Annotated in this window: 26 protein-coding genes; 20 read left to right on the forward strand and 6 right to left on the reverse strand. The window is 64.4% G+C overall.

Annotated features, from left to right (window positions below; all coding sequences use genetic code 11):
• Positions 1-76 precede the first annotated feature (76 nt).
• The 7 genes from astD (at position 77) to ATE67_RS10040 (ending at position 5,991) form a co-directional block, all read left to right on the forward strand.
• Complete coding sequence (gene astD, locus ATE67_RS10010) at positions 77-1,522, forward strand: succinylglutamate-semialdehyde dehydrogenase (RefSeq protein WP_058816568.1); 1,446 nt, start codon at positions 77-79, stop codon at positions 1,520-1,522.
• A gap of 179 nt (positions 1,523-1,701) precedes the next feature.
• Positions 1,702-2,499, forward strand: coding sequence for a uroporphyrinogen-III C-methyltransferase (gene cobA / locus ATE67_RS10015; RefSeq protein ID WP_058816569.1), 798 nt, complete (start codon positions 1,702-1,704; stop codon positions 2,497-2,499).
• A complete protein-coding gene (locus tag ATE67_RS10020; RefSeq protein WP_058816570.1) occupies positions 2,496-2,792 on the forward strand; it encodes a DUF2849 domain-containing protein in 297 nt (98 codons plus the stop codon). The genes cobA and ATE67_RS10020 overlap by 4 nt, the downstream gene beginning before the upstream one ends.
• A gap of 1 nt (position 2,793) precedes the next feature.
• Positions 2,794-4,425, forward strand: coding sequence for a nitrite/sulfite reductase (locus ATE67_RS10025; RefSeq protein ID WP_058816571.1), 1,632 nt, complete (start codon positions 2,794-2,796; stop codon positions 4,423-4,425).
• Positions 4,418-4,831: a DUF934 domain-containing protein gene (locus ATE67_RS10030; protein ID WP_058816572.1), complete on the forward strand. Its 414-nt coding sequence runs from the start codon at positions 4,418-4,420 to the stop codon at positions 4,829-4,831. The genes ATE67_RS10025 and ATE67_RS10030 overlap by 8 nt, the downstream gene beginning before the upstream one ends.
• Positions 4,824-5,624: a phosphoadenylyl-sulfate reductase gene (locus ATE67_RS10035; RefSeq protein WP_058816573.1), complete on the forward strand. Its 801-nt coding sequence runs from the start codon at positions 4,824-4,826 to the stop codon at positions 5,622-5,624. The genes ATE67_RS10030 and ATE67_RS10035 overlap by 8 nt, the downstream gene beginning before the upstream one ends.
• 103 nt (positions 5,625-5,727) lie before the next feature.
• Positions 5,728-5,991, forward strand: coding sequence for a GIY-YIG nuclease family protein (locus ATE67_RS10040; RefSeq protein ID WP_231728109.1), 264 nt, complete (start codon positions 5,728-5,730; stop codon positions 5,989-5,991).
• A 93-nt stretch (positions 5,992-6,084) separates the two neighbouring features.
• Here the strand turns inward: ATE67_RS10040 and ATE67_RS10045 are convergent, their stop codons facing one another.
• Positions 6,085-7,596: a replicative DNA helicase gene (locus ATE67_RS10045; RefSeq protein ID WP_058816743.1), complete on the reverse strand. Its 1,512-nt coding sequence runs from the start codon at positions 7,594-7,596 to the stop codon at positions 6,085-6,087.
• A gap of 130 nt (positions 7,597-7,726) precedes the next feature.
• Between ATE67_RS10045 and ATE67_RS10050 the strand changes: the two genes are divergently transcribed.
• The 9 genes from ATE67_RS10050 to ATE67_RS10085 all read left to right on the forward strand — a co-directional run bounded on the left by ATE67_RS10050 (position 7,727) and on the right by ATE67_RS10085 (position 14,547).
• Positions 7,727-8,224 (forward strand): UPF0262 family protein, encoded by a 498-nt coding sequence (locus ATE67_RS10050; RefSeq protein WP_058816575.1) that lies wholly within the window; start codon positions 7,727-7,729, stop codon positions 8,222-8,224.
• 2 nt (positions 8,225-8,226) lie between these two features.
• Positions 8,227-8,976, forward strand: coding sequence for a glycoside hydrolase family 25 protein (locus tag ATE67_RS10055; protein WP_058816576.1), 750 nt, complete (start codon positions 8,227-8,229; stop codon positions 8,974-8,976).
• On the forward strand, positions 8,973-9,422 hold the full coding sequence (locus tag ATE67_RS10060; RefSeq protein ID WP_058816577.1) for a cytidine deaminase: 450 nt from the start codon (positions 8,973-8,975) through the stop codon (positions 9,420-9,422). The genes ATE67_RS10055 and ATE67_RS10060 overlap by 4 nt, the downstream gene beginning before the upstream one ends.
• Positions 9,423-9,461: 39 nt before the next feature.
• Positions 9,462-10,016 carry a dCTP deaminase gene (dcd, locus tag ATE67_RS10065; protein ID WP_058816578.1) on the forward strand — a complete coding sequence of 185 codons (555 nt, stop codon included), beginning with the start codon at positions 9,462-9,464 and terminating at the stop codon, positions 10,014-10,016.
• Between the two features lie 83 nt (positions 10,017-10,099).
• Entirely contained in the window at positions 10,100-10,744 is a 645-nt protein-coding gene (locus ATE67_RS22000; protein ID WP_197411919.1) for a glycoside hydrolase family 5 protein, read from the forward strand.
• Positions 10,645-11,820: a cellulase family glycosylhydrolase gene (locus ATE67_RS21675; protein WP_269433450.1), complete on the forward strand. Its 1,176-nt coding sequence runs from the start codon at positions 10,645-10,647 to the stop codon at positions 11,818-11,820. The genes ATE67_RS22000 and ATE67_RS21675 overlap by 100 nt, the downstream gene beginning before the upstream one ends.
• 83 nt (positions 11,821-11,903) lie before the next feature.
• Positions 11,904-12,392, forward strand: coding sequence for a DoxX family protein (locus ATE67_RS10075; RefSeq protein WP_058816579.1), 489 nt, complete (start codon positions 11,904-11,906; stop codon positions 12,390-12,392).
• Positions 12,393-12,464: 72 nt separating this feature from the next.
• Complete coding sequence (locus ATE67_RS10080) at positions 12,465-13,631, forward strand: saccharopine dehydrogenase family protein (RefSeq protein WP_058816580.1); 1,167 nt, start codon at positions 12,465-12,467, stop codon at positions 13,629-13,631.
• Between the two features lie 112 nt (positions 13,632-13,743).
• Positions 13,744-14,547, forward strand: coding sequence for an acyl-CoA thioesterase (locus ATE67_RS10085; RefSeq protein WP_058816744.1), 804 nt, complete (start codon positions 13,744-13,746; stop codon positions 14,545-14,547).
• Here ATE67_RS10085 and ATE67_RS10090 read toward each other — a convergent pair.
• The 3 genes from ATE67_RS10090 to ATE67_RS10100 all read right to left on the reverse strand — a co-directional run bounded on the left by ATE67_RS10090 (position 14,538) and on the right by ATE67_RS10100 (position 17,363).
• A complete protein-coding gene (locus ATE67_RS10090) occupies positions 14,538-15,893 on the reverse strand; it encodes an ATP-binding protein (protein WP_058816581.1) in 1,356 nt (451 codons plus the stop codon). The genes ATE67_RS10085 and ATE67_RS10090 overlap by 10 nt on opposite strands.
• On the reverse strand, positions 15,890-16,618 hold the full coding sequence (locus tag ATE67_RS10095) for a response regulator (protein ID WP_058816582.1): 729 nt from the start codon (positions 16,616-16,618) through the stop codon (positions 15,890-15,892). The genes ATE67_RS10090 and ATE67_RS10095 overlap by 4 nt, the downstream gene beginning before the upstream one ends.
• A gap of 136 nt (positions 16,619-16,754) precedes the next feature.
• Positions 16,755-17,363: a hypothetical protein gene (locus ATE67_RS10100; RefSeq protein WP_058816583.1), complete on the reverse strand. Its 609-nt coding sequence runs from the start codon at positions 17,361-17,363 to the stop codon at positions 16,755-16,757.
• Positions 17,364-17,809: 446 nt separating this feature from the next.
• On the opposite strand from ATE67_RS10100, the gene ATE67_RS10105 reads away from it, so the two are divergent.
• The 4 genes from ATE67_RS10105 to ATE67_RS10120 all read left to right on the forward strand — a co-directional run bounded on the left by ATE67_RS10105 (position 17,810) and on the right by ATE67_RS10120 (position 20,200).
• On the forward strand, positions 17,810-18,997 hold the full coding sequence (locus tag ATE67_RS10105) for a bifunctional alpha/beta hydrolase/OsmC family protein (protein WP_231728110.1): 1,188 nt from the start codon (positions 17,810-17,812) through the stop codon (positions 18,995-18,997).
• Between the two features lie 162 nt (positions 18,998-19,159).
• Positions 19,160-19,612, forward strand: coding sequence for a hypothetical protein (locus ATE67_RS10110; RefSeq protein WP_058816585.1), 453 nt, complete (start codon positions 19,160-19,162; stop codon positions 19,610-19,612).
• A gap of 23 nt (positions 19,613-19,635) precedes the next feature.
• Positions 19,636-19,899 (forward strand): hypothetical protein, encoded by a 264-nt coding sequence (locus ATE67_RS10115; RefSeq protein WP_156416972.1) that lies wholly within the window; start codon positions 19,636-19,638, stop codon positions 19,897-19,899.
• Positions 19,892-20,200 carry a hypothetical protein gene (locus ATE67_RS10120; protein ID WP_156416973.1) on the forward strand — a complete coding sequence of 103 codons (309 nt, stop codon included), beginning with the start codon at positions 19,892-19,894 and terminating at the stop codon, positions 20,198-20,200. The genes ATE67_RS10115 and ATE67_RS10120 overlap by 8 nt, the downstream gene beginning before the upstream one ends.
• Here ATE67_RS10120 and ATE67_RS10125 read toward each other — a convergent pair.
• Together ATE67_RS10125 and ATE67_RS10130 are read right to left on the reverse strand one after the other, a co-directional pair.
• Complete coding sequence (locus tag ATE67_RS10125) at positions 20,184-20,573, reverse strand: hypothetical protein (protein WP_058816588.1); 390 nt, start codon at positions 20,571-20,573, stop codon at positions 20,184-20,186. The genes ATE67_RS10120 and ATE67_RS10125 overlap by 17 nt on opposite strands.
• Positions 20,574-20,637: 64 nt before the next feature.
• Positions 20,638-20,922 (reverse strand): hypothetical protein, encoded by a 285-nt coding sequence (locus ATE67_RS10130; protein WP_058816589.1) that lies wholly within the window; start codon positions 20,920-20,922, stop codon positions 20,638-20,640.
• Positions 20,923-20,926: the final 4 nt, after the last annotated feature.

Consider the following 20,926-nt stretch of genomic DNA (forward strand, 5'->3'; position numbering starts at 1 on the left):
GGTGCAAGACATGCTTCGCCGAAATGGGGTGGAGCGGTTGCCGCCATCGGCTTTCGCCGATATGAGGCGGAAGACCATGAGCGACGAGCTGATTTCCTTCGAACCCGCGACCGGCAACGAGCTGTGGCGCGGCCGGGTGAGCGACGTCGATCAGGAGGTCGAGGTGGCGCGGCGCGCCTGGCCCGAATGGGCCGCGAAAGCTGTCACCTTCCGCTCCGAGACGCTCCGTCGCTTCGCCGACCGGGTGAAGGCCGAGAGCGAAACACTCGCCGACCTCATCGCGCGGGAGACCGGCAAGCCGCTTTGGGAAGCGCGTACCGAGGTCGAATCGGTTGCCAACAAGGTCGATATTTCGATCAAATCCTATGGCGAGCGCACACCCAACCGGCGGATCGAAGGCGCGATGGGCCTTCGCAACGCCGTGCGCCACAAGCCGCACGGCGCGCTGGCCGTGCTGGGTCCCTATAATTTCCCGGCCCACCTGCCGAACGGCCATATCGTCCCCGCATTGCTCGCTGGCAATTCGGTGGTGTTCAAGCCGTCCGAAAAGACGCCGGCGGTTGGCGCTAAGCTGGTCGAACTGTTCCACAGCGCAGGCGTTCCGCAAGAGGTGCTGCGCCTGGTCATCGGCGGGCCCGAAGTGGGCAAGGCGTTGGCCGCGCACGATGGCCTCGACGGGCTGCTCTTCACCGGCTCGGCGCGCACGGGGCTCGCGCTCAATCGGCAATTCGCCGACAAGCCCGGCAAAATCCTCGCGCTAGAGATGGGCGGTAACAATCCGATCGTCGTGTGGGACACGGCCGACATCGCGACCGCTGCGATCCTGGTCGTTCAGTCGGCGTTTCTTAGCGCCGGGCAACGGTGCAGCAATGCGCGCCGCCTGATCGTCAAGGATGCGATGGCCGACGCGTTGATCGAAGAGGTCAGAACCCTTGCGAGTAGGCTGATCGTCGACCATCCGCATGCCGACCCCGCGCCCTATATGGGGCCGGTAATCGACAATGAGGCGGCCGATCATCTGACCGAGAGCTTCCTGATCCTGATGTCGAACGGCGGCCAGGTGATCCGTCATATGTCGCGGCCGGTAACGGGGCGGCCTTTCCTGACCCCCGGCATCATAGATGTGACGTCGATGCCCGAACGTCCCGACATTGAGCTGTTCGGGCCGCTGTTGCAGGTCGTCCGTGTCGAAACCTTCGAGGCGGCGATCGCCGAGGCGAACAACACCAGCTTTGGCCTGTCGGCCTCGCTGATTGGGGCTACACCGAAGCTTTACGACCAGTTCTGGGCAAATGCCCGCGCGGGCGTTATCAACTGGAACCGGCCGACCAATGGCGCCTCCTCAGCTGCGCCCTTCGGCGGTATCGGCCTGTCGGGCAACCACCGCCCCAGCGCCTTCTATGCCGCCGATTATTGCGCTTACCCCGTGGCAAGCGCCGAGAGCGACGCGATCCGCGCCTCGATCGGGGTGGGGTTGCGCGATCCCGAGGGATCGCAGCTGATCACGAAAAAGTATCTGTAATTTTCGGCATTGCGAGGAGCCGAAGGCGACGCGCCAGTCCAGAGTCGCCTAAACCGCTCTGGATCGCGTCGCTCCGCTCGCGATGAAGAGCGAGAAGAAATCAGCGCCCAAATTTACCTTCATCAGCGTCAATAAAGCCTGCTTTGCCATTCGCGGCATGCGGGGCCACCTATGCTCCGATGGAAAAGTCCCTCCCCTCCGCGGGCAAATTATGGCTCGTCGGTGCCGGTCCCGGCGATCCCGACCTACTGACGGTGCGCGCCGCGCGGTTGCTGTCGATGGCCGACCTCGTCGTTCACGACGGGCTGGTCGGTGACGGCGTGCTCGCGCTGATTCCGGACGGCGTCGAACGCATCTCGGTCGCCAAGCAGCGCAGTCGTCACACGATGAGGCAGGAGTTGATCAACGAGCTCCTCGTCCGCGAAACGCTCGCGGGCAAGCAGGTTGTGCGGCTGAAGGGCGGCGATCCGTTCATTTTCGGCCGCGGCGGCGAGGAACTCGAGGCTGCACGCGAAGCGGGTGTCGCGTGCGAAGTCGTGCCAGGCATCACAGCGGCAGCGGGCTGCGCCGCGCAGGCGGGCCTTCCGCTGACCCACCGCGAAGATGCGAGCGCTGTCAGCTTCGTCGCCGGCCAGTGCAAGGATCTGAGCGATCAGGACTGGTCGGGCCTCGCAGGGCATGGCCGCACTTTGGTGATCTACATGGGCCTCGCGACGGCCGGCGCGATCACCGATAAGCTGATTGCCGACGGCGTTTCGCCCGATCTGCCGGTCGCGGTCGTCGAGCGCGGCACGACTGCGGACTCGCGCGTCCTTCGCACGCTGCTTACCGACCTCGGCGACCTCGTCGCGCGCGAGCAGGTCGCCAGCCCCGCGCTGATCATCGTCGGCAAGGTCGCGGCGCGCGCCGATGCGCTCGACTGCCTCGGCGCGCCGGGCGCAGCCAAAAACATGCAAAAAATTGGGGACTTCACATGAAACTGCTCACGGGCAACGACCTGAAGACAGGATTTGTCACTTGGTGGACCGGCGCCGACTGGTCGCTGCACATCGAGGATGCGGCCGACGTCGGCGAACATGGCGAGGCAATCCTGGCCGTCGAGGAAGCCGCGCGGCGGGTCAACGCGCCCTATATCATCGCGGGCGAGCAGACGGCCGACGGCCCGCGCCCCGCGCATATCAAGGACCGCATCCGCGCGTTGGGTCCGACCGTGCGCCCCGACCTGACACTGAAACCCGCCGATCCTGCGGCCGGCGACTGGGTGATCTGACATGTATAAATATGACGAATATGACCATGCGATGGTCGCCGCCCGCGTTGCCGAGTTCAGCGATCAGGTGAAGCGCCGCCTCGCCGGCGAAATCACTGAGGACCAGTTCAAGCCGCTGCGGTTGATGAACGGCCTCTATCTCCAGCTTCACGCCTATATGCTGCGCGTGGCGGTGCCCTATGGCACGCTCGACAGCCGCCAGATGCGCATGCTCGCGCATATCGCGCGCAAATATGACCGCGATTACGGCCATTTCACCACGCGCCAGAACATCCAGTATAACTGGATCAAGCTGGAGGATGCGCCCGCGATCCTCGAGGATCTGGCATCGGTCGAGATGCATGCAATCCAGACGAGCGGCAATTGCATCCGCAACATCAGCTCGGACCAGTGGGCCGGCGCCGCCGCGGACGAGATTACCGATCCGCGCCCTTGGGCCGAACTGCTCCGCCAATGGTCGAGTTTCCACCCCGAATTCAGCTATTTGCCGCGCAAGTTCAAGATCGCCGTCATCGCCGCTAACGAAGACCGCGCCGCGATGCGCCTGCACGACATCGGCATCCAGATCGTCGAGAAGGACGGAGAGCATGGCGCCGCTTTCTACGTCGGTGGCGGTATGGGCCGCACCCCGATGATCGCGCCGCTGATCAAGGATTTCGTGCCGCTGGGCGACATGTTGAGCTACGCCGAGGCGTGCCTGCGCGTCTACAACCGCTATGGCCGCCGCGACAATATCTACAAGGCGCGGATCAAGATCCTGATCCACGAACTCGGCGCGGACGAATACCGCCGCCAGGTCGAGGAAGAATTCGCGCATGTGAAGTCGCTGGGCATCGACCCGCCCAAGGCCGAGTTCGACCGCATCGCCGAGCAGTTCGCACCGCCTGCGCTCGACGCATCGGCGCCCGACGCCATCGACCGCAGCGATCCCGATTTCGCGGTCTGGGTCGACCAGAATGTCGCCGCGCACAAGGTGCCGGGCCATGCCATCGTCAACATCAGCCTGAAACCCATCGGCGGCATTCCCGGCGACGCCAGCTCGGCGCAGATCGACCTGATGGCCGACTTGGCCGAAAAATACAGCCACGACGAACTCCGCGTCACCCATGCGCAGAACATCGTGCTGCCGCATGTTCGCAAGGCCGACCTTTACGCCGTCTGGCAGGCGCTCGACGGTGCGGGGCTCGCGACGCCAAACCTCGACCTGATCAGCGATATCATCGCCTGCCCGGGGCTCGATTATTGCAGCCTTGCCAATGCGCGCTCGATCCCGGTCGCGCAGAAGATTGCGACGCGCTTCTCGGACCTTGGCCGCCAGAAGGAACTGGGTGAGCTGAAGCTCAAGATTTCGGGCTGCATCAACGCCTGCGGGCATCACCATGCCGGCCACATCGGCATCCTCGGCGTCGACCGCAAGGGCACGGAGAATTACCAGCTGCTGCTTGGCGGGTCGGGCGCGGAGGACGTGTCGCTCGGTACGATCACCGGCCCCGGCTTCGACGAAGACGGCGTCGTCGACGCGATCGAACGCGTCACCGACAAATATCTAGCCGAGCGCAGCGAAGGCGAGCGTTTCGTCGACACCTTCCGCCGCGTCGGCATGGCCCCCTTCAAGGAGGCGATCTATGGTTGAATATCTGCAAACGGGCGGCGAAGAACCCGCGGTCACCCTCGACGCCTTTCTTGAGCAGTCGAACGCGACCGCGGTGCGGCTTGAACCCGATGAGGATGCGCGCGCGCTGATCCCCTTTCTCGACCGGCTCGCGCTGATCGAGGTGGCGTTCCCGAAGTTCCGCGACGGCCGCGGCTATTCGTCGGCGCGCATCCTGCGCGAGGCGGGCTACACCGGCGAGCTGCGCGCGCAGGGCGACGTGCTCGTCGATCAGATCGCCTATATGAAGCGGTGCGGCTTCGACAGCTTCGCGCCCGAAAAGCCCCTCAATCCCGACGATGTCGAGGCGGCGCTGACCCGCTGGCCCGCACATTATCAGGGCGCCGCCGACGGCGCGGTGCCGATATGGAAGTTAAGGCATGGCTGACGTGAAAACCTCTCCCCCTGAAGCCGCCGACCGCACCCGCGACCGGATCGACGTCGCGCCGCGCTTCACGCAGGCCGATGTCATTCGCCTCAACAACCTCTTCCGAGGCCAGGACGCCGCCGAGGTGGTCGCGAGCGTGATCGGCGCAGGGCTGCTCGGCGAAACCGCGATCGTCTCCAGCTTCGGCGCCGAAAGCGCGGTGCTGCTCCATCTGGTCAGCCGCGTTGCGCCCGACATGCCCGTGCTCTTCCTCGACACCGGCAAGCATTTTCCCGAGACGCTCGCCTATCGCGACGAACTCGCCGCGAAGCTCGGCCTCAACATCGTCAACCTGACCCCCGATGCCGAAGAACTGGCAAGCAAGGACGCGACCGAGCTGCGCTGGTCTTACGACCCCGACGGCTGCTGCGAAATCCGCAAGGTGAAGCCGCTCGAAAAGGCGCTGACCGACTTCGACACCTCGATCACCGGCCGCAAGGGCTTTCAGTCCTCGACCCGCACCGGCCTGCCGCGCTTCGAACTCGACGGCAGCACCGGCCGCCTGAAGTTCAACCCGCTCGCCAACTGGAGCCGCGACGACCTCGACGCCTATTTCGACGCGCACGACCTGCCGCGCCATCCGTTGGAATCGCAAGGCTATCCCTCGATCGGCTGCTCGCCCTGCACGTCGAAGGTCCAGCCGGGCGAAGACCCCCGCTCGGGCCGCTGGCGCGGCTGGGACAAGACCGAATGCGGCATCCACGAGGCGGTCACCCCGATCGACGATAATCCCGCGAACGACCCGGCGTTCTGAGAAACGCCTCCCGAACCCTCTTTCGTCATCCCAGCGAAAGCTGGGATCGCTGGCAATCTTGCGCTAAGCCGTAGGCATGAACCGGGGCGGGTATGTTTACATCATGACCAACAAGTCGCGCGGTGTGTTATACATCGGCGTCACGAGCCAGATCGAAGCCCGGACCTTTCAGCATCGCAACGGAACGGGTTCCGCCTTTTGCAAGAAATATGGGTTGGACAAGCTCGTGCTTGTCGAGACCTTTCCGACGATCGAGGAAGCCATCGCGCGCGAGAAGGCCATGAAGGCCTGGAAACGCCAGTGGAAGATCGAGTTGGTCGAGGCATCCAATCCGAGCTGGGAAGATTTGACGGCACACATTTTATAGCCATCGTCACAGCGAATGCTGGGACCGCTATCGTTCATCAATCTCGCTAGCGATCCCAGCTTTCGCTGGGATGACGAGATAGCTTAGGCGCCCTCACTCATAATCGGCGTAGGCCATACTCTCGTCGGCCAGATCGCTGAACTTCGTCGTCTTCGCCTCGAAGTGCATGCGAATCTTGCCCGTCGAGCCGTGGCGTGATTTGGCGACGATCACCTCGGCGAGGCCGAAGACGCGCTCCATCTCGGCCGCCCACTCTTCGTGCTGCGCGTGGATCTTCACATCGTCACCCTCGACCGGGCGCTTGGGTTCGCGCGCGGCGACATAATAGTCCTCACGGAACACGAACAGCACCATGTCGGCGTCCTGTTCGATCGAGCCCGATTCACGAAGGTCGGAGAGCTGCGGGCGCTTGTCCTCGCGGCTTTCGACCTGACGGCTGAGCTGCGACAGTGCCATCACGGGGACGTTAAGTTCCTTCGCCAATGTCTTCAAACCGCGGGAGATTTCGGAAATTTCCTGAACGCGATTGTCGCCGCTCTTCGACGAGCCCTGCAGCAGTTGCAGATAGTCGACGATGATGAAGCCGATGCCGTGGCGGCGCTGCAGGCGGCGCGCGCGGGTACGCAGGCTCGCGATCGTCAGGCCCGGCGTATCGTCGATGAACAGCGGCAGGGTCTGGAGCGCCTGCGCGGCGCGGCTGAGCTGCTGAAACTGCTCCTTGCTGATCTTGCCCATACGCAGCGCCTCGCCCGACACTCCCGACTGTTCGGCGAGGACGCGCGTCGCGAGCTGATCGGCGGACATTTCGAGGCTGAAGAAGGCAACCTTCGCGCCCATATTCTTTTCAGGCGGGATGCCGTCTTCCTCGTCGCGGCGGAAGCGTTCGGCGGCGTTATAGGCGATGTTGGTCGCGAGCGAGGTCTTGCCCATGCCGGGACGACCCGCGAGGATCATCAAGTCCGAATTGTGCATACCGCCGATCTTGGCGTTCATGCTGCCGATGCCCGTGGTGATACCCGACAGGTGTCCGCCCGAATTGAGCGCGCGCTCGGCCGCCTGCAACGCGGTCAGGCTGGCGGCGCTGAAGCTCTTGACCGATCCCATCTCGGCCTCGCCGCCCGCAACGCGATAGAGCGCGGTTTCGGCTTCCTCGATCTGCGCCTGCGGATCGACGCTCTCGCTCGTGTCGAGCGCGCTGTCGACGAGGGTGCGGCCGACACCGACGAGTTCGCGGAGCAATGCGAGGTCGTAGATTTGCCGGGCAAAATCGCGCGCGCCGATCAGCCCCGCGCCGCTGCCGGTGAGCTGCGCCAGATAACCGACCCCACCGACCGCCTTCATCGCCTCGTCGGCCTCGAAGAATGGCTTTAGGGTGACCGGCGTCGCAATGCTGTTGCGCTCGATCAACGCCATCGTCTGCTGGAAGATGCGGCCGTGGAGCGGCTCGAAGAAATGCGCGGCATTCAATTGAACGGGCAGATCCTCGACGACTCGGTTGTCGATCAGGATCGCGCCCAAAAACGCGGCCTCGGCCTCGATATTACGGGGTAATTGGCGTTCTTCCCCGGCAGGGGCCGGGGTCGGAAAGAGTGCGAGTTCAGCCATGGCGATCTTCATGCGTCGAAGCCGGACGTGGCGCAATCGACGATGTCGCCCGGCATATCATAACTGTGGAATGCTGTGAATAAGTCGCCCTCTTGCCCTTCGCGGCGCGGCAAGTAGAAGCCGTAGCAGCATGACCGACGCCGATCCTTCCAAACAGCGCATCATCTCAATCGACCTCGACGAAGGGTCCATTGTCTGGCGCAATCCCGACGTCGAACAGGAACGGCGCGTCGCTATCTTCGACCTGCTCGAGGAGAACAAGTTTGTGCCGCAGCGCGGCCACCCCGATAGCTATGCGGGGCCTTATCGCCTGAAACTTCGCGTCGAAGAGGGCCGACTGGTCTTTGAAATCAGCCGCGAGGACGGCTCACCCCTCGAAGCAATCATTCTTGGCCTCGGCCGTTTCCGCCGCCCGATCCGCGATTATTTCGCGATCTGCGATTCCTATTATCAGGCGATCAAGACCTCGACCGCACAGCAGATCGAGACGGTCGACATGGCGCGCCGCGGGCTCCACAATGAAGCCGCCGAAATGCTGATGGACCGGCTGGACGGCAAGATCGCGGTCGATTTCGACACCGCGCGAAGGCTGTTCACGCTGATCTGCGTGCTCCACATCAAGGGCTGACGATGGCGGCGGGGCTGGCCAATCGAGCGGGCAACGCGCTTCGCGACTGGCGAAGCGCGGCGATGCGCCTCCTCCGCCGCATCCTTGGCTGGTTGCTCGTCCTTGTCTTGCTCGCGGGACTGGCGATGTGGTGGGCGGCGCGCTGGACGCCGACGCGCGATGCCTTTCCGATCCAGGGCGTGACAATCAGCGCCGACAACGGCGAGGTGCATTGGGGATCGATCAAGGCGGCAGGCGCAGATTTCGCTTACGTCGCCGCAACCGATGGGGCGGGCGGGGTTGACCCCCGGTTCGCGAAGAATCTTTCCGCCGCGCGCGCGATGGGCGTGCAGGTCGGCGCGATGCATCGGTACAGCCTGTGCCAGCTTGCGACCGATCAGGCCGCGAATTTCATCCGCCACGTCCCGCGCCGCGCCGACGCGCTGCCCGCCGTCGTCTGGCTCGACTATGACGACCGCTGCCCCGATCGGCCGACACGCGCACTGCTGCTGTCCGAACTCGCCACCTTTCTGGCGCAGATCGAGGCGCATACCGGCAAGCGCAGCCTCATCGCTCCCGGCCCCGCTTTCGAGGCCGATTACAAGGTGACGCAGGGGATCGCGCGAACGACATGGCTGCGCCGCGATTTTTTCGAGCCCGATTATGGCGCGCACCCCTGGGCGATGTGGCAGGCGAATGACTATATCCGTTTGAACGGCGCCGACGGGACGGTCGGCTGGAACGTACTGCGCCCGCAAGGAGACATGCCATGAGCGATACCCGCGACGCCCTGATCGCCGCCGCGCGCGATGCCGCGAGCCGGGCCTATGCACCCTATTCGGGCTTCCATGTCGGGGCGGCGCTGTTGCTGAAGAACGGCGACGTCGTGACCGGCGCCAATGTCGAGAATGCCAGCTACGGGCTCACGCTTTGCGCCGAAACGGCGGCGGTGGCGAAGATCGCCAACGAAGGCTGGATCGGCGAACTCGCCGAGGTAGCCATCGTCGGCGGACGGCCCGATGGCGACGACCTGATCGGCAGCGCCCCGGTCAACCCGTGCGGACGTTGTCGCCAGATCCTCAACGAGGCGGCCGAGCGGTCGAAGACCGACATCCTGATTCATTGTGCATCGGGTGACGGCATGTCGGTGCACAGCTACCGGCTCAGCGAGCTACTCCCCGCGGCCTTCGGGCCTAAGGATCTCGACCTCATCGACTGACCGCTTGCGCAAGGCCGACAGGACCGACAAGACAATCGCATGAGCATTCTTTCCGACAAATGGATTCGCGAAGCTGCCCGGACGCAGGGCATGATCGAGCCCTTCGTGGAGGCGCAGCGCCGCGACGGCTGCATCAGCTACGGCCTCTCCTCCTATGGCTATGACGCCCGCGTCGCGCCCGAGTTCAAGATCTTCACCAATGTCGACAGCACGATCGTCGATCCCAAGGCGTTCGATCCGAAGAATTTCGTCGATCGCGAAACCGACGTCTGCATCATCCCGCCGAACAGCTTCGCGCTCGCCCGCACGGTCGAATATTTCCGTATCCCGCGCGACGTGCTCGTCATCTGCCTCGGCAAGTCGACCTATGCGCGCTGCGGCATCATCGTGAACGTCACTCCGCTGGAGCCCGGCTGGGAAGGCCATGTGACGCTCGAGTTCTCGAACACCACTCCCCTGCCCGCCAAAATCTACGCTAATGAAGGCGCGTGCCAGTTCCTGTTCCTGCAGGGCAATGAGCCATGCGAGACGAGCTACGCCGACCGCGCGGGCAAATATATGGGACAGAAGGGCGTCACCCTCCCCAAGCTCTAGATACCGCGGCATATGGCAACGCGCTTGCCCTCGCCGCGAAAATTGATAACGTTCCCAAAAAATCAAAAATTGGGGATGAGGTCATGAAATTCGTTCCGCTTGCACTGGCTGGCGCAGCTCTGCTTTCTTCCGCCCCGGCGCATGCCGAAGGCTGGTTGAAAGTCGACGGCACGCAGATCGTCGACGAAAGCGGCAAGCCCGTCATCCTTCGCGGTATGGGCCTCGGCGGCTGGATGCTGCAGGAGGGCTATATGCTGAAGCTCGGCGAGGTGGAGCAGCAGCACAAAATCCGCGCGAAGCTCGTCGAACTGGTCGGCGAGGAGCGCACCGCCGCATTCTACCGCGCCTGGCTCGACAACCACACAACCAAGGCCGACATCGACCAGATGGCGAAGTGGGGCTTCAATTCGGTGCGCCTGCCGATTCACTTCGACCAGCTCACCCTGCCCGTCGACAAGGAACCGAGCCCGGGCCAAGACACTTGGCTGGAGGAAGGTTTCCGGCGCATCGACCGCCTGCTCGCATGGAGCAAGGCGAACCGCATCTACCTGATCCTCGACCTCCACGCCGCGCCAGGCGGCCAGGGCAACGACCTCGCCATTTCCGACCGCGACCCCACGAAGCCTCGCTGTGGGAGAGCGAGGAGAATCAGCGCAAGACGGTCGCGCTTTGGAAGAAGCTCGCGGCGCGCTACAAGGACGAGCCGTGGATCGGCGCCTATGACATGATCAACGAGCCCAACTGGAGCTTCGCGACCCCCGGCAAAGGCAATGGCTGCGACGAGACCCAGAACAAGGGCGTATGGGATCTGCAACAGCGCATCACCGCCGCGATCCGCGCGGTCGACACCAGGCATATCGTCATCATCGAGGGCAATTGCTGGGGCAATAATTACAAAGGCCTGCCGTCCGCGTGGGACGCCAATCTGGCGATCAGCTTCCACAAATATTGGAACCGTAACGACGAAGCGAGCATCGCCGATATCACCGCCCTGCGCCAAAGCTACAACCGCCCGATCTGGCTCGGCGAGTCGGGCGAGAACAGCAACGTCTGGTATCGCGACGCGATCGCGCTGGTCGAAGGCGCAGGCATCGGCTGGAATTTCTGGCCCTTGAAGAAGATCGGGTTCAACCAGCCGCTCGAAATCGATCCCGGCCCCGGCTGGGCGAAGATCGTCGACTGGGCGACCGACAAGGGACCGAAGCCCGATGCCGACGAGGCATATGCGGCGATGATGACCCTCGCGCGCAACAGCCGCTTCGACCGCAATATTCCGAAACCCGACGTCATCGACGCCATGTTTCGCCAGCCGCACGACGCCATTTACCGGCCGTTCGTACAGCGGACGCTCGACAACGCGCCGCTCGTCATCCGAGCCGCCGACTATGACCTCGGCCCCGCCGGGGTCGCCTATCAGGACAACGTCGACGCCAATTATCATGTCGCGACTGGCGGCGAGCGGACGCCGTGGAATAATGGCACGACCTACCGCAACGACGGCGTCGACATTGCGCGCGACACCGACGGCAGGCCCTATGTCACCGATTTCGTGACCGGGGAGTTTCTGCGCTACAGCGCCAACGTAGCGAAGGCCGGCCGCTGGACCGTCACCGTACGCGTGCGATCGGCCGAGGGCGGCCGCATCGGGATCGACGAACTCGGGGTCGCCGTTCCGGCCGGCACCGCGTGGCAATCGATCAAGCTTGCCGACGTCGACTTGCCCGCCGGTCCTGGTTCGGCGATATTGCGCGCGATCGAGTGCAGCGACTGTGCAATCGAGAGTCTGACCTTCACGCCGCGCTAACGCCGAATGCGGACAGCGGGAACCCATCGCCGCCCCGCGCGTCCTCTTTGCACAGCGGACGGGGCGCGACTGGAGGATTCCCTATGTCCATGATCGCCGTCTTCATCGGCCGCCTGTTCATCGCCCTGATCTTCATCGTATCGGGGATCAACAAGCTGATCCACGTCAACGATACGACCGCACTGATCAACGCCGCCGAACTGCCGGGCTGGCTGGCCGTGCCGACGGGACTGTTCGAACTGGTCGCCGGCATCTGCATCGCGCTCGGCATTCACACTCGGCTCTTCTCGATCCTGCTCGCAGGCTTCGTGCTGGTGACGATACTTTTCTTCCACCGCGATTTTACCAATCCCGAGCAGGCGATGGCGGCGATGAAGAATCTGGCGATCGCGGGCGGGCTGCTTTGCCTCTTCGGCTATGGCAACACACGTTGGAGCTACGATGCGCTGCGCCGCAAGCGCCGCGACGAGATTGCCGCGCATGAGGCGGAGCTGCGCGCCGCACGCGCCGAGGGCCGCGCCGAAGCCGTCGACGCGCCGGTGGTCGTCAAGCGCCCTTGGTGGCGCCGCTGACGCTTCGCGCTTGGCATCGCCCGCGGTCTGCGCTAGCCTCCACTTAACGTTTACGTAAAGGGAGGGTTTGCCATGGCGTCCCGCGATCTCGACATCATCGTCTACGGCGCGACGGGCTTTACCGGTCGCCTCGTCGCCGAATATTTCGCGCACCATTACAAGGGCCGCAAGGACGCGCCGAAATGGGCGATGGCGGGGCGCAGCCTCGCCAAGCTGGCCGATGTCCGGGACCTGATCGGCGCCGACGAGGAGACGCCGCTGATCCTCGCCGACGCGAGCGATCCCGCCAGCCTAGACGCGATGGCGGCGAGCACGAAGGTCGTGCTGACAACGGTTGGCCCTTACCAGCTTTATGGCAGCGAGCTCGTCGCCGCCTGTGTCCGCGCGGGCACCGCCTATGCCGACCTCTGCGGCGAGCCCGGCTGGATGCGCGAGATGATCGACGCGCATGAGGCGGCGGCCAAGGCATCGGGCGCGCGCATCACCTTCAGCTGTGGATTCGACTCGATCCCCTTCGACCTCGGCGTCGCCTTCCTCCAGGCCGAGGCGGTCAAGCGCCACGGCAAGCCTGCTCCGCGCGTCAAGGGCCGCGTCCGCAAGATGGCGGGCGGCGCGTCGGGCGGCACGATTGCCAGCCTGACCGAGACGCTGAAAGCCATCGCGAAGAAACCATCGCTCGCGCTGCTGCTCAAGTCGAGCTTTGCGCTGACCCCGGGCTTCGAGGGGCCGTCGCAACCGACCGGGCTGATCCCCGAATATGACAGCGCGACCGGAACTTGGACCGCGCCGTTCGTGATGGCGCCGATCAACACCAAAAATGTCCATCGCACCAACCTCCTGCTCGGCCATCCGTGGGGCGAGGACCTCATCTATGATGAGATGGTGATGACGACGATCGGCGAAGCCGGAAAGGCGATGGCCGAAGCGATCGCGAAGGCGAACCCCTTCGACCCCAGCATCAAACCCGGTGAAGGTCCGAGCAAGGAAGAACGCGAAAACGGCTTCTACGATGTTCTCTTCATCGGCGAATATCCGGACGGCACCACCGTGCGCGCCAGCGTTCAGGGCGACCGTGACCCCGGCTACGGCTCGACGTCGAAGATGCTCGCCGAGACGGGGATGGCGCTGCTCGAAAACAAAGGCAAAGGCGGCGTGTGGACACCGGGAGCGCTGCTCGGCGATGCGCTGGTCGAGCGGCTGACCGCCAACGCCGGCCTGACGTTCCAGATCGAAGAATAACCACTTCCGTTCGTGCTGAGCTTGTCGAAGCACCGTCCTTTCCTTCCCGCGGAAAAAGAACGGCCCTTCGACAGGCTCAGGGCGAGCGGGGTTTGAAAATGAAATGGCAGAAATGACCTCCACCTCTCCCAGCGCGCTCGACGCGCTTCTCTCCACGCTGCGCGTCGACGGCGATGCCGCGACCGCGCATATCGATGACGGCTGGATGCAGGGCCGCACCGCCTATGGCGGGATCAGCTCGGCGGTCGCACTGGCCGGCACGATGGCGCTCCACCCCACCGAGACGCCGCTGCGCTACGCGCAGATCAGCTTCGTCGGCCCGGTCGGCGGCGATTGCACCGTCAACACGCGGGTGCTGCGCCAGTCGAAATCCTCGCTGTTCATCGACGCCGGCGTGTCGAGCGACCAGGGCTTCGGGACCTCGGCGGTCTTTGCCTTTTCCGGCGAGCGGGCGAGCCATCTCGATCACAACCGCCTGACGATGCCCGAAGCGCCTGATCCGGAGACGCTGCAGCCGGTGCCCGAGCACAGGGCGCGTCCGTCCTTCACGCGCCATTTCGACATGCGTCCGACCACGGGCCCCCGCTTCAATTGGAAGAGCGAGGTCGGCGAATATCTGACCTGGGTCCGCTTCGTCGAGCAGCCCGAATGCCATCCGGCGATCCAGCTGCTTGCGCTCGGTGATGCGTTGCCGCCGGCCGCGATGGCGCTGTTCAGCGAGTTCGGCCCGATCAGCTCGATGAACTGGACGGTGAACATGCTCGGCGGCACGCCGACGACCGACGGCGGCTGGTGGCTTCTGTCAGCCAAGACCGGCTATGCCCGCGGCGGGCTGTCGGTGCAGGACATGATGCTGTGGAACCGCGCCGGCGAGCCGGTACTGAGCGGCAGCCAAGCGATCGCGATCTACGCCTGAAGCGGCAATCTGATCACGGCGTCAAGACCGCCCCCGGCCCGGTTGGCGAGCGTCAGCATGCCGCCCTCGCCGTTCGCAATCTCGCGCGCGATCGACAGTCCTAAGCCGGCGCCACCGGTCGCGCGATTGCGCGATTGCTCGCCGCGGGCGAAGGGTTCGATCAGCGTGCGAATCTGATCGTCGGTGAGACCCGGGCCGTCGTCCGAAACAACGATCCGCGCCTCGCGATCCGACGGCTCTAGGGCGACCGACAGCCGTGCGCGGACGCCGTAGGCCAGCGCATTGTCGATCAGATTGCGGAGCGCGCGGCGGAGCAGCATCGGACGCGCGAGAACGGCGGCCTCCGCGGTTTCCCCGATGCGGACATCCTTGCCCTGCTCGCGGTAATCCCCCGCAAGCTCGCCGACGAGCGCGCTCAGATCGATCCGTTCCTGAACCTCGGTCCCCGCGCCCGACCGCGCGAGCGCCAATATGTCGGCAAGCATCGCGGTCATTTCATCGATGCTCGCGATCATCTTTTCGCGCAGCTTGTCGTCGGCCACCCCCTCGACGCGCACCCGCAGGCTGGCAAGCGGCGTGCGGAGGTCATGGCCGACGGCGCCGAGCATCCGATCCTTGTCCGAGAGCATCGTCGCGATCCGCGTGCGATAGGCGTTGAACGCCGCGATCAAGTCACGGACGTCGGACGGTCCCTCTTCGGGCAGCGGGGTCGTGTCGCGCAGCGCCGGGTTCGCCCGCGCGGCGCGCGTCAGATCGCGCAGCGGCCCTGCAGCCCGATAGGCGATCACCATGATCGGCACCAGGATCAGGAGGTACAGCGTCAGCGTCTGCCAGACGAGGAAGCCTTTGAGGCGACTGCCACCGGCGGCTATACGCGTCCGCACCGCAAAATAGCGGTCGTCGACCTTGGCGACGACGATCACGGCGCGATCGGGCAAAGCCGGGCGCCGGAGCCGTTGGCGCGGTGGCAGCGCCCATGCATCGACCGTCTCGGCACGAATATTGGTTTCGCTCAGCAGGTCGCCTACATAGGCGGACAGATCGGGCAGCCGAACCGCGCCGGCAGGAAGCGGTGGGCGCGTGGCCGTGATGCTCATCTTCTCGGCACGTTGGCGGGCCAGATGTCGCTCCTCCTCGTTCCGCGGCGGCCGAAAGTCACCGCGGCGGTCACGCTCGATCGCGTCGATGATCCGCGCGACCGCCATCCCGCCGCCGTGCGCCAGCGTCTGCTGGCGCTGACCGCGGACGAGCATCGCGAAGTTGATCGCCTGCGCGACGAACAACATCACTGCGACCGCAAAGACCAGCTGGCCGACAAGACTTTTGGGCCAAAGACGGATTTTCACGCCGACGGGCCCATGCGCCTGACCTCGCAAGCGAGCGTATACCCCCCACCCCAGACGGTCTTGACGATCTGCGGATGTGCGGGGTCGTCCTCGATCTTCTTGCGGAGGCGGCTGACAAGATTGTCGATCGCCCGATCGAAGATGTCGGCCTCGCGCCCGCGAACCAGGTCGAGCAGCCGGTCGCGGCTCATGACCTGCCGCGGATGGCGAAGAAGCGCCTGCAGCAGATGATATTCGCCGGAGGACAGCGCGACCTCCTGCCCTTGCGTGTCGACGAGGACGCGCTCGACCTCGCGCAGCACCCAAGGGCCGAAGGCATAGCTTGCCCCCGCACTGTCGAGCGCGACCCCGCCCGCCTGTGTCCTGCGCAGCACGGTGCGAATGCGCGCGACCAGTTCGCGCGGATTAAAAGGTTTGACGACATAGTCGTCGGCCCCGATTTCCAGTCCGATGATCCGTTCGGTATCCTCCGCGCGCGCGGTCAGCAGGATCACGGGAATGCCGCTGGTCTCGCGGAGGTGGCGGGTCAGCGACAGGCCATCTTCGCCGGGCATCATGATGTCGCTGACGACCAGGTCGACCGACTGCGCGCGCAGCACCGACCGCGCCTCGGCCGCGCTCGCTGCGTCGGTCACGGCGAAGCCCTGCGCCGCCAGATATTCGGACAGCGGCTCACGGATGGAGGGTTCGTCGTCGATCAGCAAAATGCGCGGCGTGTCGGTCATGATGTGTCCGTAAAAATCACTAGTTCGCCCGCCGGTCGAATGGGACCGGCGGGCGATGCTGGCAGGGGCGGACGGCAAAGGCAATGCCGGGAGGGGGAAGGATAGCCTGCCTTTCGCCACCGCCCCGCGCCATGTCTTATTCGCTGGCGGGAGCCGGCGGCGGCGCGGCGCGTTTCGCGCGCCATTCCCCGGCCTTTGCCTTCCACGCGTCGCGCTGCGCCTGACGTTCGGCGGCGGTCACCTGGCCGTCCTTGTTTGCGTCGGCCGCATCGAAGCGTGCAAGCGCCGCGGTCTGAAACTCCGCTTGGCTGATCGCCTTGTCGCCGTCGATGTCTGCACGGCCTGCCATCAGGCCATGATGGCCTCCACGCTTGCCGTAATGGCCGCGCATTCCCCGCTTGCCTTCACCGGCGTCGGCGCGCCTCTCGCCGCGCTTCGCCGCGCGATCGCTGGCGGCCTGATCCCATTCGGCCTTGCTGATGTTGCCATCCTTGTCGGCGTCGAAGCGCTCGAAGGCCTTCGCGTGCATTTCGCTGCGCTTGACGGCGCGATCGGCCGCGTCGAGCTTTCCGTCCTTGTTGGCGTCCAGCTTGGCGAATCTCTCGGCGGCGTGCGCCTGCACTTCGGTGCGGGTCAGCGTGCCATTGCCGTCGGCGTCGCCCTTGGAGCCGGCGCCGGGGGCGGCAAGAACAGGCACGGCGATCAACGCTGCGCCCAGGGTCAGGAAAGTGAGCTTCTTCTTCACGTAACGAACTCCTCATGGGGAACCGGGGGTTCCGATGAGGCTGTTCTATGCCCTGTTTGTCCCAATCCGTTGCCGGATGGACGAAAATTTGTCTCAAAATGTCGCAAAATCGCCTGGCCGTTCATATCGGCGCAAGCCGCAGGCCCCCTGAGCCAGATAAGCCCCGTCGCATTTCTGCGGCGGGGCTCCCTAGCTTCCGTCCGAGGACAGGAAGCAAATTCTACCGTCTCTTTCGATCGAGCAGGTAATTGAAGCGACCGGCGGCAGATATGGTTCCAGGTTCCGCGCACAATTTTTTGATCCGCCAGCATTCGCGTTGGACAAGCGGCCGTGATCGCGGGACGATCCACCGGGCGTCGCCAGAGTCGATGCGCGCCAGGAGGGGGCTTATGGTCACGCAGCCGTTTCAGTTTACAGGGTCCACCGGACAAACTTTGTCGGGACGCATGGAAATGCCCGGCGGCCGCGTGCGCGGCTGGGCAATCTTCGCGCATTGCTTCACCTGCGGGAAGGACAATCGCGCCGCGGTGCGCATCGCGCGCCTGCTCGCACGGCACGGGATCGGCGTGCTCCGCTTCGACTTTGCCGGGCTCGGCGAGAGCGAAGGCGATTTCGCCGACAGCCGCTTCTCGTTCGATGTTCAGGATCTGCGAGCCGCGGCCGAGGCGCTGGAACAGCAAGGCAGGACGGCATCGCTGCTGATCGGTCATAGCCTCGGCGGTGCGGCGGCGATCGCGGCGGCGGCCACCCTGCCCTCGATCCGCGCGGTCGCCACGGTCAATTCGCCCTTCGACGTCTCGCATACGCTGCATCAGTTCGATCCGGCCTCGCTCGCGGTCATCGATGCCGAGGGCGCGGCAGACGTGTTGCTCGCCGGCCGGCGATTTCGCGTTGGCCGCGGGCTGATCGACGATCTGCGCGAGCAGGACCAGGGCGCGCGGATCGCGGCGCTGCGCCGACCGCTTCTGGTCATGCACGCGCCGCTCGACGACACCGTCGGGATCGAGAATGCGACCAAAATCTATGTCGCGGCGCGTCATCCCAAGAGCTTCGTATCGCTCGACGACGCCGATCATCTGCTCAGCCGTCCGCAGGATGTCGAGCGCGTCGGATCGATGATCGCCGCCTGGGCCGCGCCCTACCTCACCGCGCCGGCATCCGCACCCGAGCCCTCGGTCGATGCCGAGGCGGAGGAAACGCGCGACGGCAAGTTCCAGGTCGCGATCACGTCCGGCGACCATGTCTTCCTCGCCGACGAACCCGTCAGCGTCGGCGGTCTCGGTTCGGGGCCAAGTCCGTTCGATCTGCTGTCGGCGGCGCTTGCGGCCTGCACGACGATGACGCTCCGCCTCTATGCCGACAACAAGAACTGGCCGGTTTCGCGTATCCGCACCGCGGTCGGACACCAGAAGGAGGCCGGCCATCCCCAGCCCGACCTGTTCAATGTCCGCATCGCGGTGGAAGGCGCGCTCGACGACGAACAGCGTGCGCGCATCCTGGAGATCGCCGAACGCTGCCCCGTTCACCGCACGCTCGAACGCGGCGCACGCTTCAGTACCGTCGCGGGCGATCCGCCGGCCCCGTGCGAACGGCCCGAGGCGCATATGGACGCCATGGACCGGGCGGTGGAATGACGATGTTCGGGGAAAGAGCTTGGAGCGGGTAGCGGGAATCTCAAAGTCTCAATAATCGCCTTTTGTGCGATCATTGAAGGGCAGCAGCGATAATCAGGCCCCGCGATATGCCCCCATAATTTCCCTCTAGCGCGTCGACTGGCGCCGCCATACCCTCGCGCCATGCAGGCCGACCCAAAGACGCCAACAGAGCCGATCGCCCGCCATTTGGCAGCGATCACCCGCGAAGCGGCGGGCCGGGCCTATGAAGCTGATGCCGCAACTGCCGGAAAGATCACGACTTGGCTAATAACTGTCCTGACCACACTTCACGCTGGCGGGTTTTTGGCCGCGATCGATAACGCGGACAAGATTGCGAACCCCTTTGAGGTAAAGCTGGCGCTATTGGCTGGACTCATAAGCACCATTTCGGGAGGCGCGGTCGGGATGGTGCACTACAATTACTTAGCTGAGAGATGGCGCTTAGAGATGCACATGGAGATCGAGGGCAGTAAGGAAATTGGGACAGCCGCTCAAGCCGCTCAGAAGCTCGCTGACGTCGCCGATCGACTAGCCGTCAGCCTGCTCGCCGTCTCCGTGATTTGTCTCGGCATAGCAGGCGCCCACGCGTTCTAGTCATGCCCTACGAGCGTCAACCCTTGGATGAGATCGAAAGCGACCCGCAGCGACCAGCGCGCGCTGCCATCTATCACCTCGCGCTCGCAATGGTCCGATCGGGCGGGCTTGCGCCAGAGGAATTGGTGGCGGCGGCATCCAGATTGGAGCGCGAAGGCCGGGAAAGTGACGAACCCGAGCTTGAGGACTGGTCGGACATCGCGCATTTGATGCGCCTGGCTGCGCTCGACATCGAAGGCGACGATCGCCCGTCGCTTGGCGTGATCGACGGGGGCAAGGATGGCTAAGAAACCGACCCTGCTTGAACGAATGCAATCGGCGAGCATCGCTCAATGGCTCGATAGCGAGGCTGGCCGGTTGACGACTTCACTCGATGATATTTTGAACCCGAGCCGTGCCTATCTAAAAAAGCATTCAGACGAAGAGCTCGCCGAGCTGATCGTCGCCAAGCCGAACACCCGTGAGGCGGAATTGTGCCGCAGCATCATGCGCGAGCGCGAGGCTTGGAGAACGCCGGCTAAGTGGGCGCTATATATTGCCCTTGCGTCGCTGGCGATCGGAACGTCCGCGTTCATTCGGACCCTTTAGAAGAAGCCACCGCAGCGACGATCGCGCCGACGCCCATGGACAGCACACCCATCGCAGCGAGGAATAGGCTCACCGCGAGCGCAACACCCTTCTGGAACATGAGATCGAGATTCACGACGTCCGAATCGTAGGACGAAACCGATATCTCCATGAAGAATGACAGCGCAAAGCCGATTACGCCGATCCCGACGAGCGCCATGCCCCAGCCGTTCCAGTTGTCGCCCGGCGATGACGTGCCGCCCATGTCCGGCGTCCAGTCGACGGCTTCACCTCCGATACCGGCGACGCTGGCGAAGCTGTAGCCGCACTGGCACTTTGTCGCATCGGCGGCTGCATCGGTTCCGCACATCGGGCATGATTTCGTTTCGGCCATAGTCTCTCCCCTTTCGCATGGGGCTATCGCAGCGCAAGGATCCGCGCAATGCGAAGCAGATCCGCTATAGAGGGATGCCGTTAGCTCGGCCGGCGATGACTTCATCGACCTTGCTGAGTGCCGCGGCGGACATATCATGGAAAAGCTCAGGAATGGTTCGCACGCCGTTGCTCGCATCGGTCGCCTGCAGGATTGCTTCTTCGAAGTGCTGCGCGATAGTCCAGGTATCACCTGGGTGCGGTCGCAGTTCAAAGATTGTCGGATCCAGAACCTGCAGCGCGGCACGAATAACCTGCAACTGCTCATTCCCCGTTAGCTGCGGCTGGTCGGGCTTCGGTTCGATATTCATGTTC

Source organism: Sphingopyxis sp. H050, from assembly GCF_001468265.1.
In the GTDB taxonomy this organism is placed as follows: domain Bacteria; phylum Pseudomonadota; class Alphaproteobacteria; order Sphingomonadales; family Sphingomonadaceae; genus Sphingopyxis.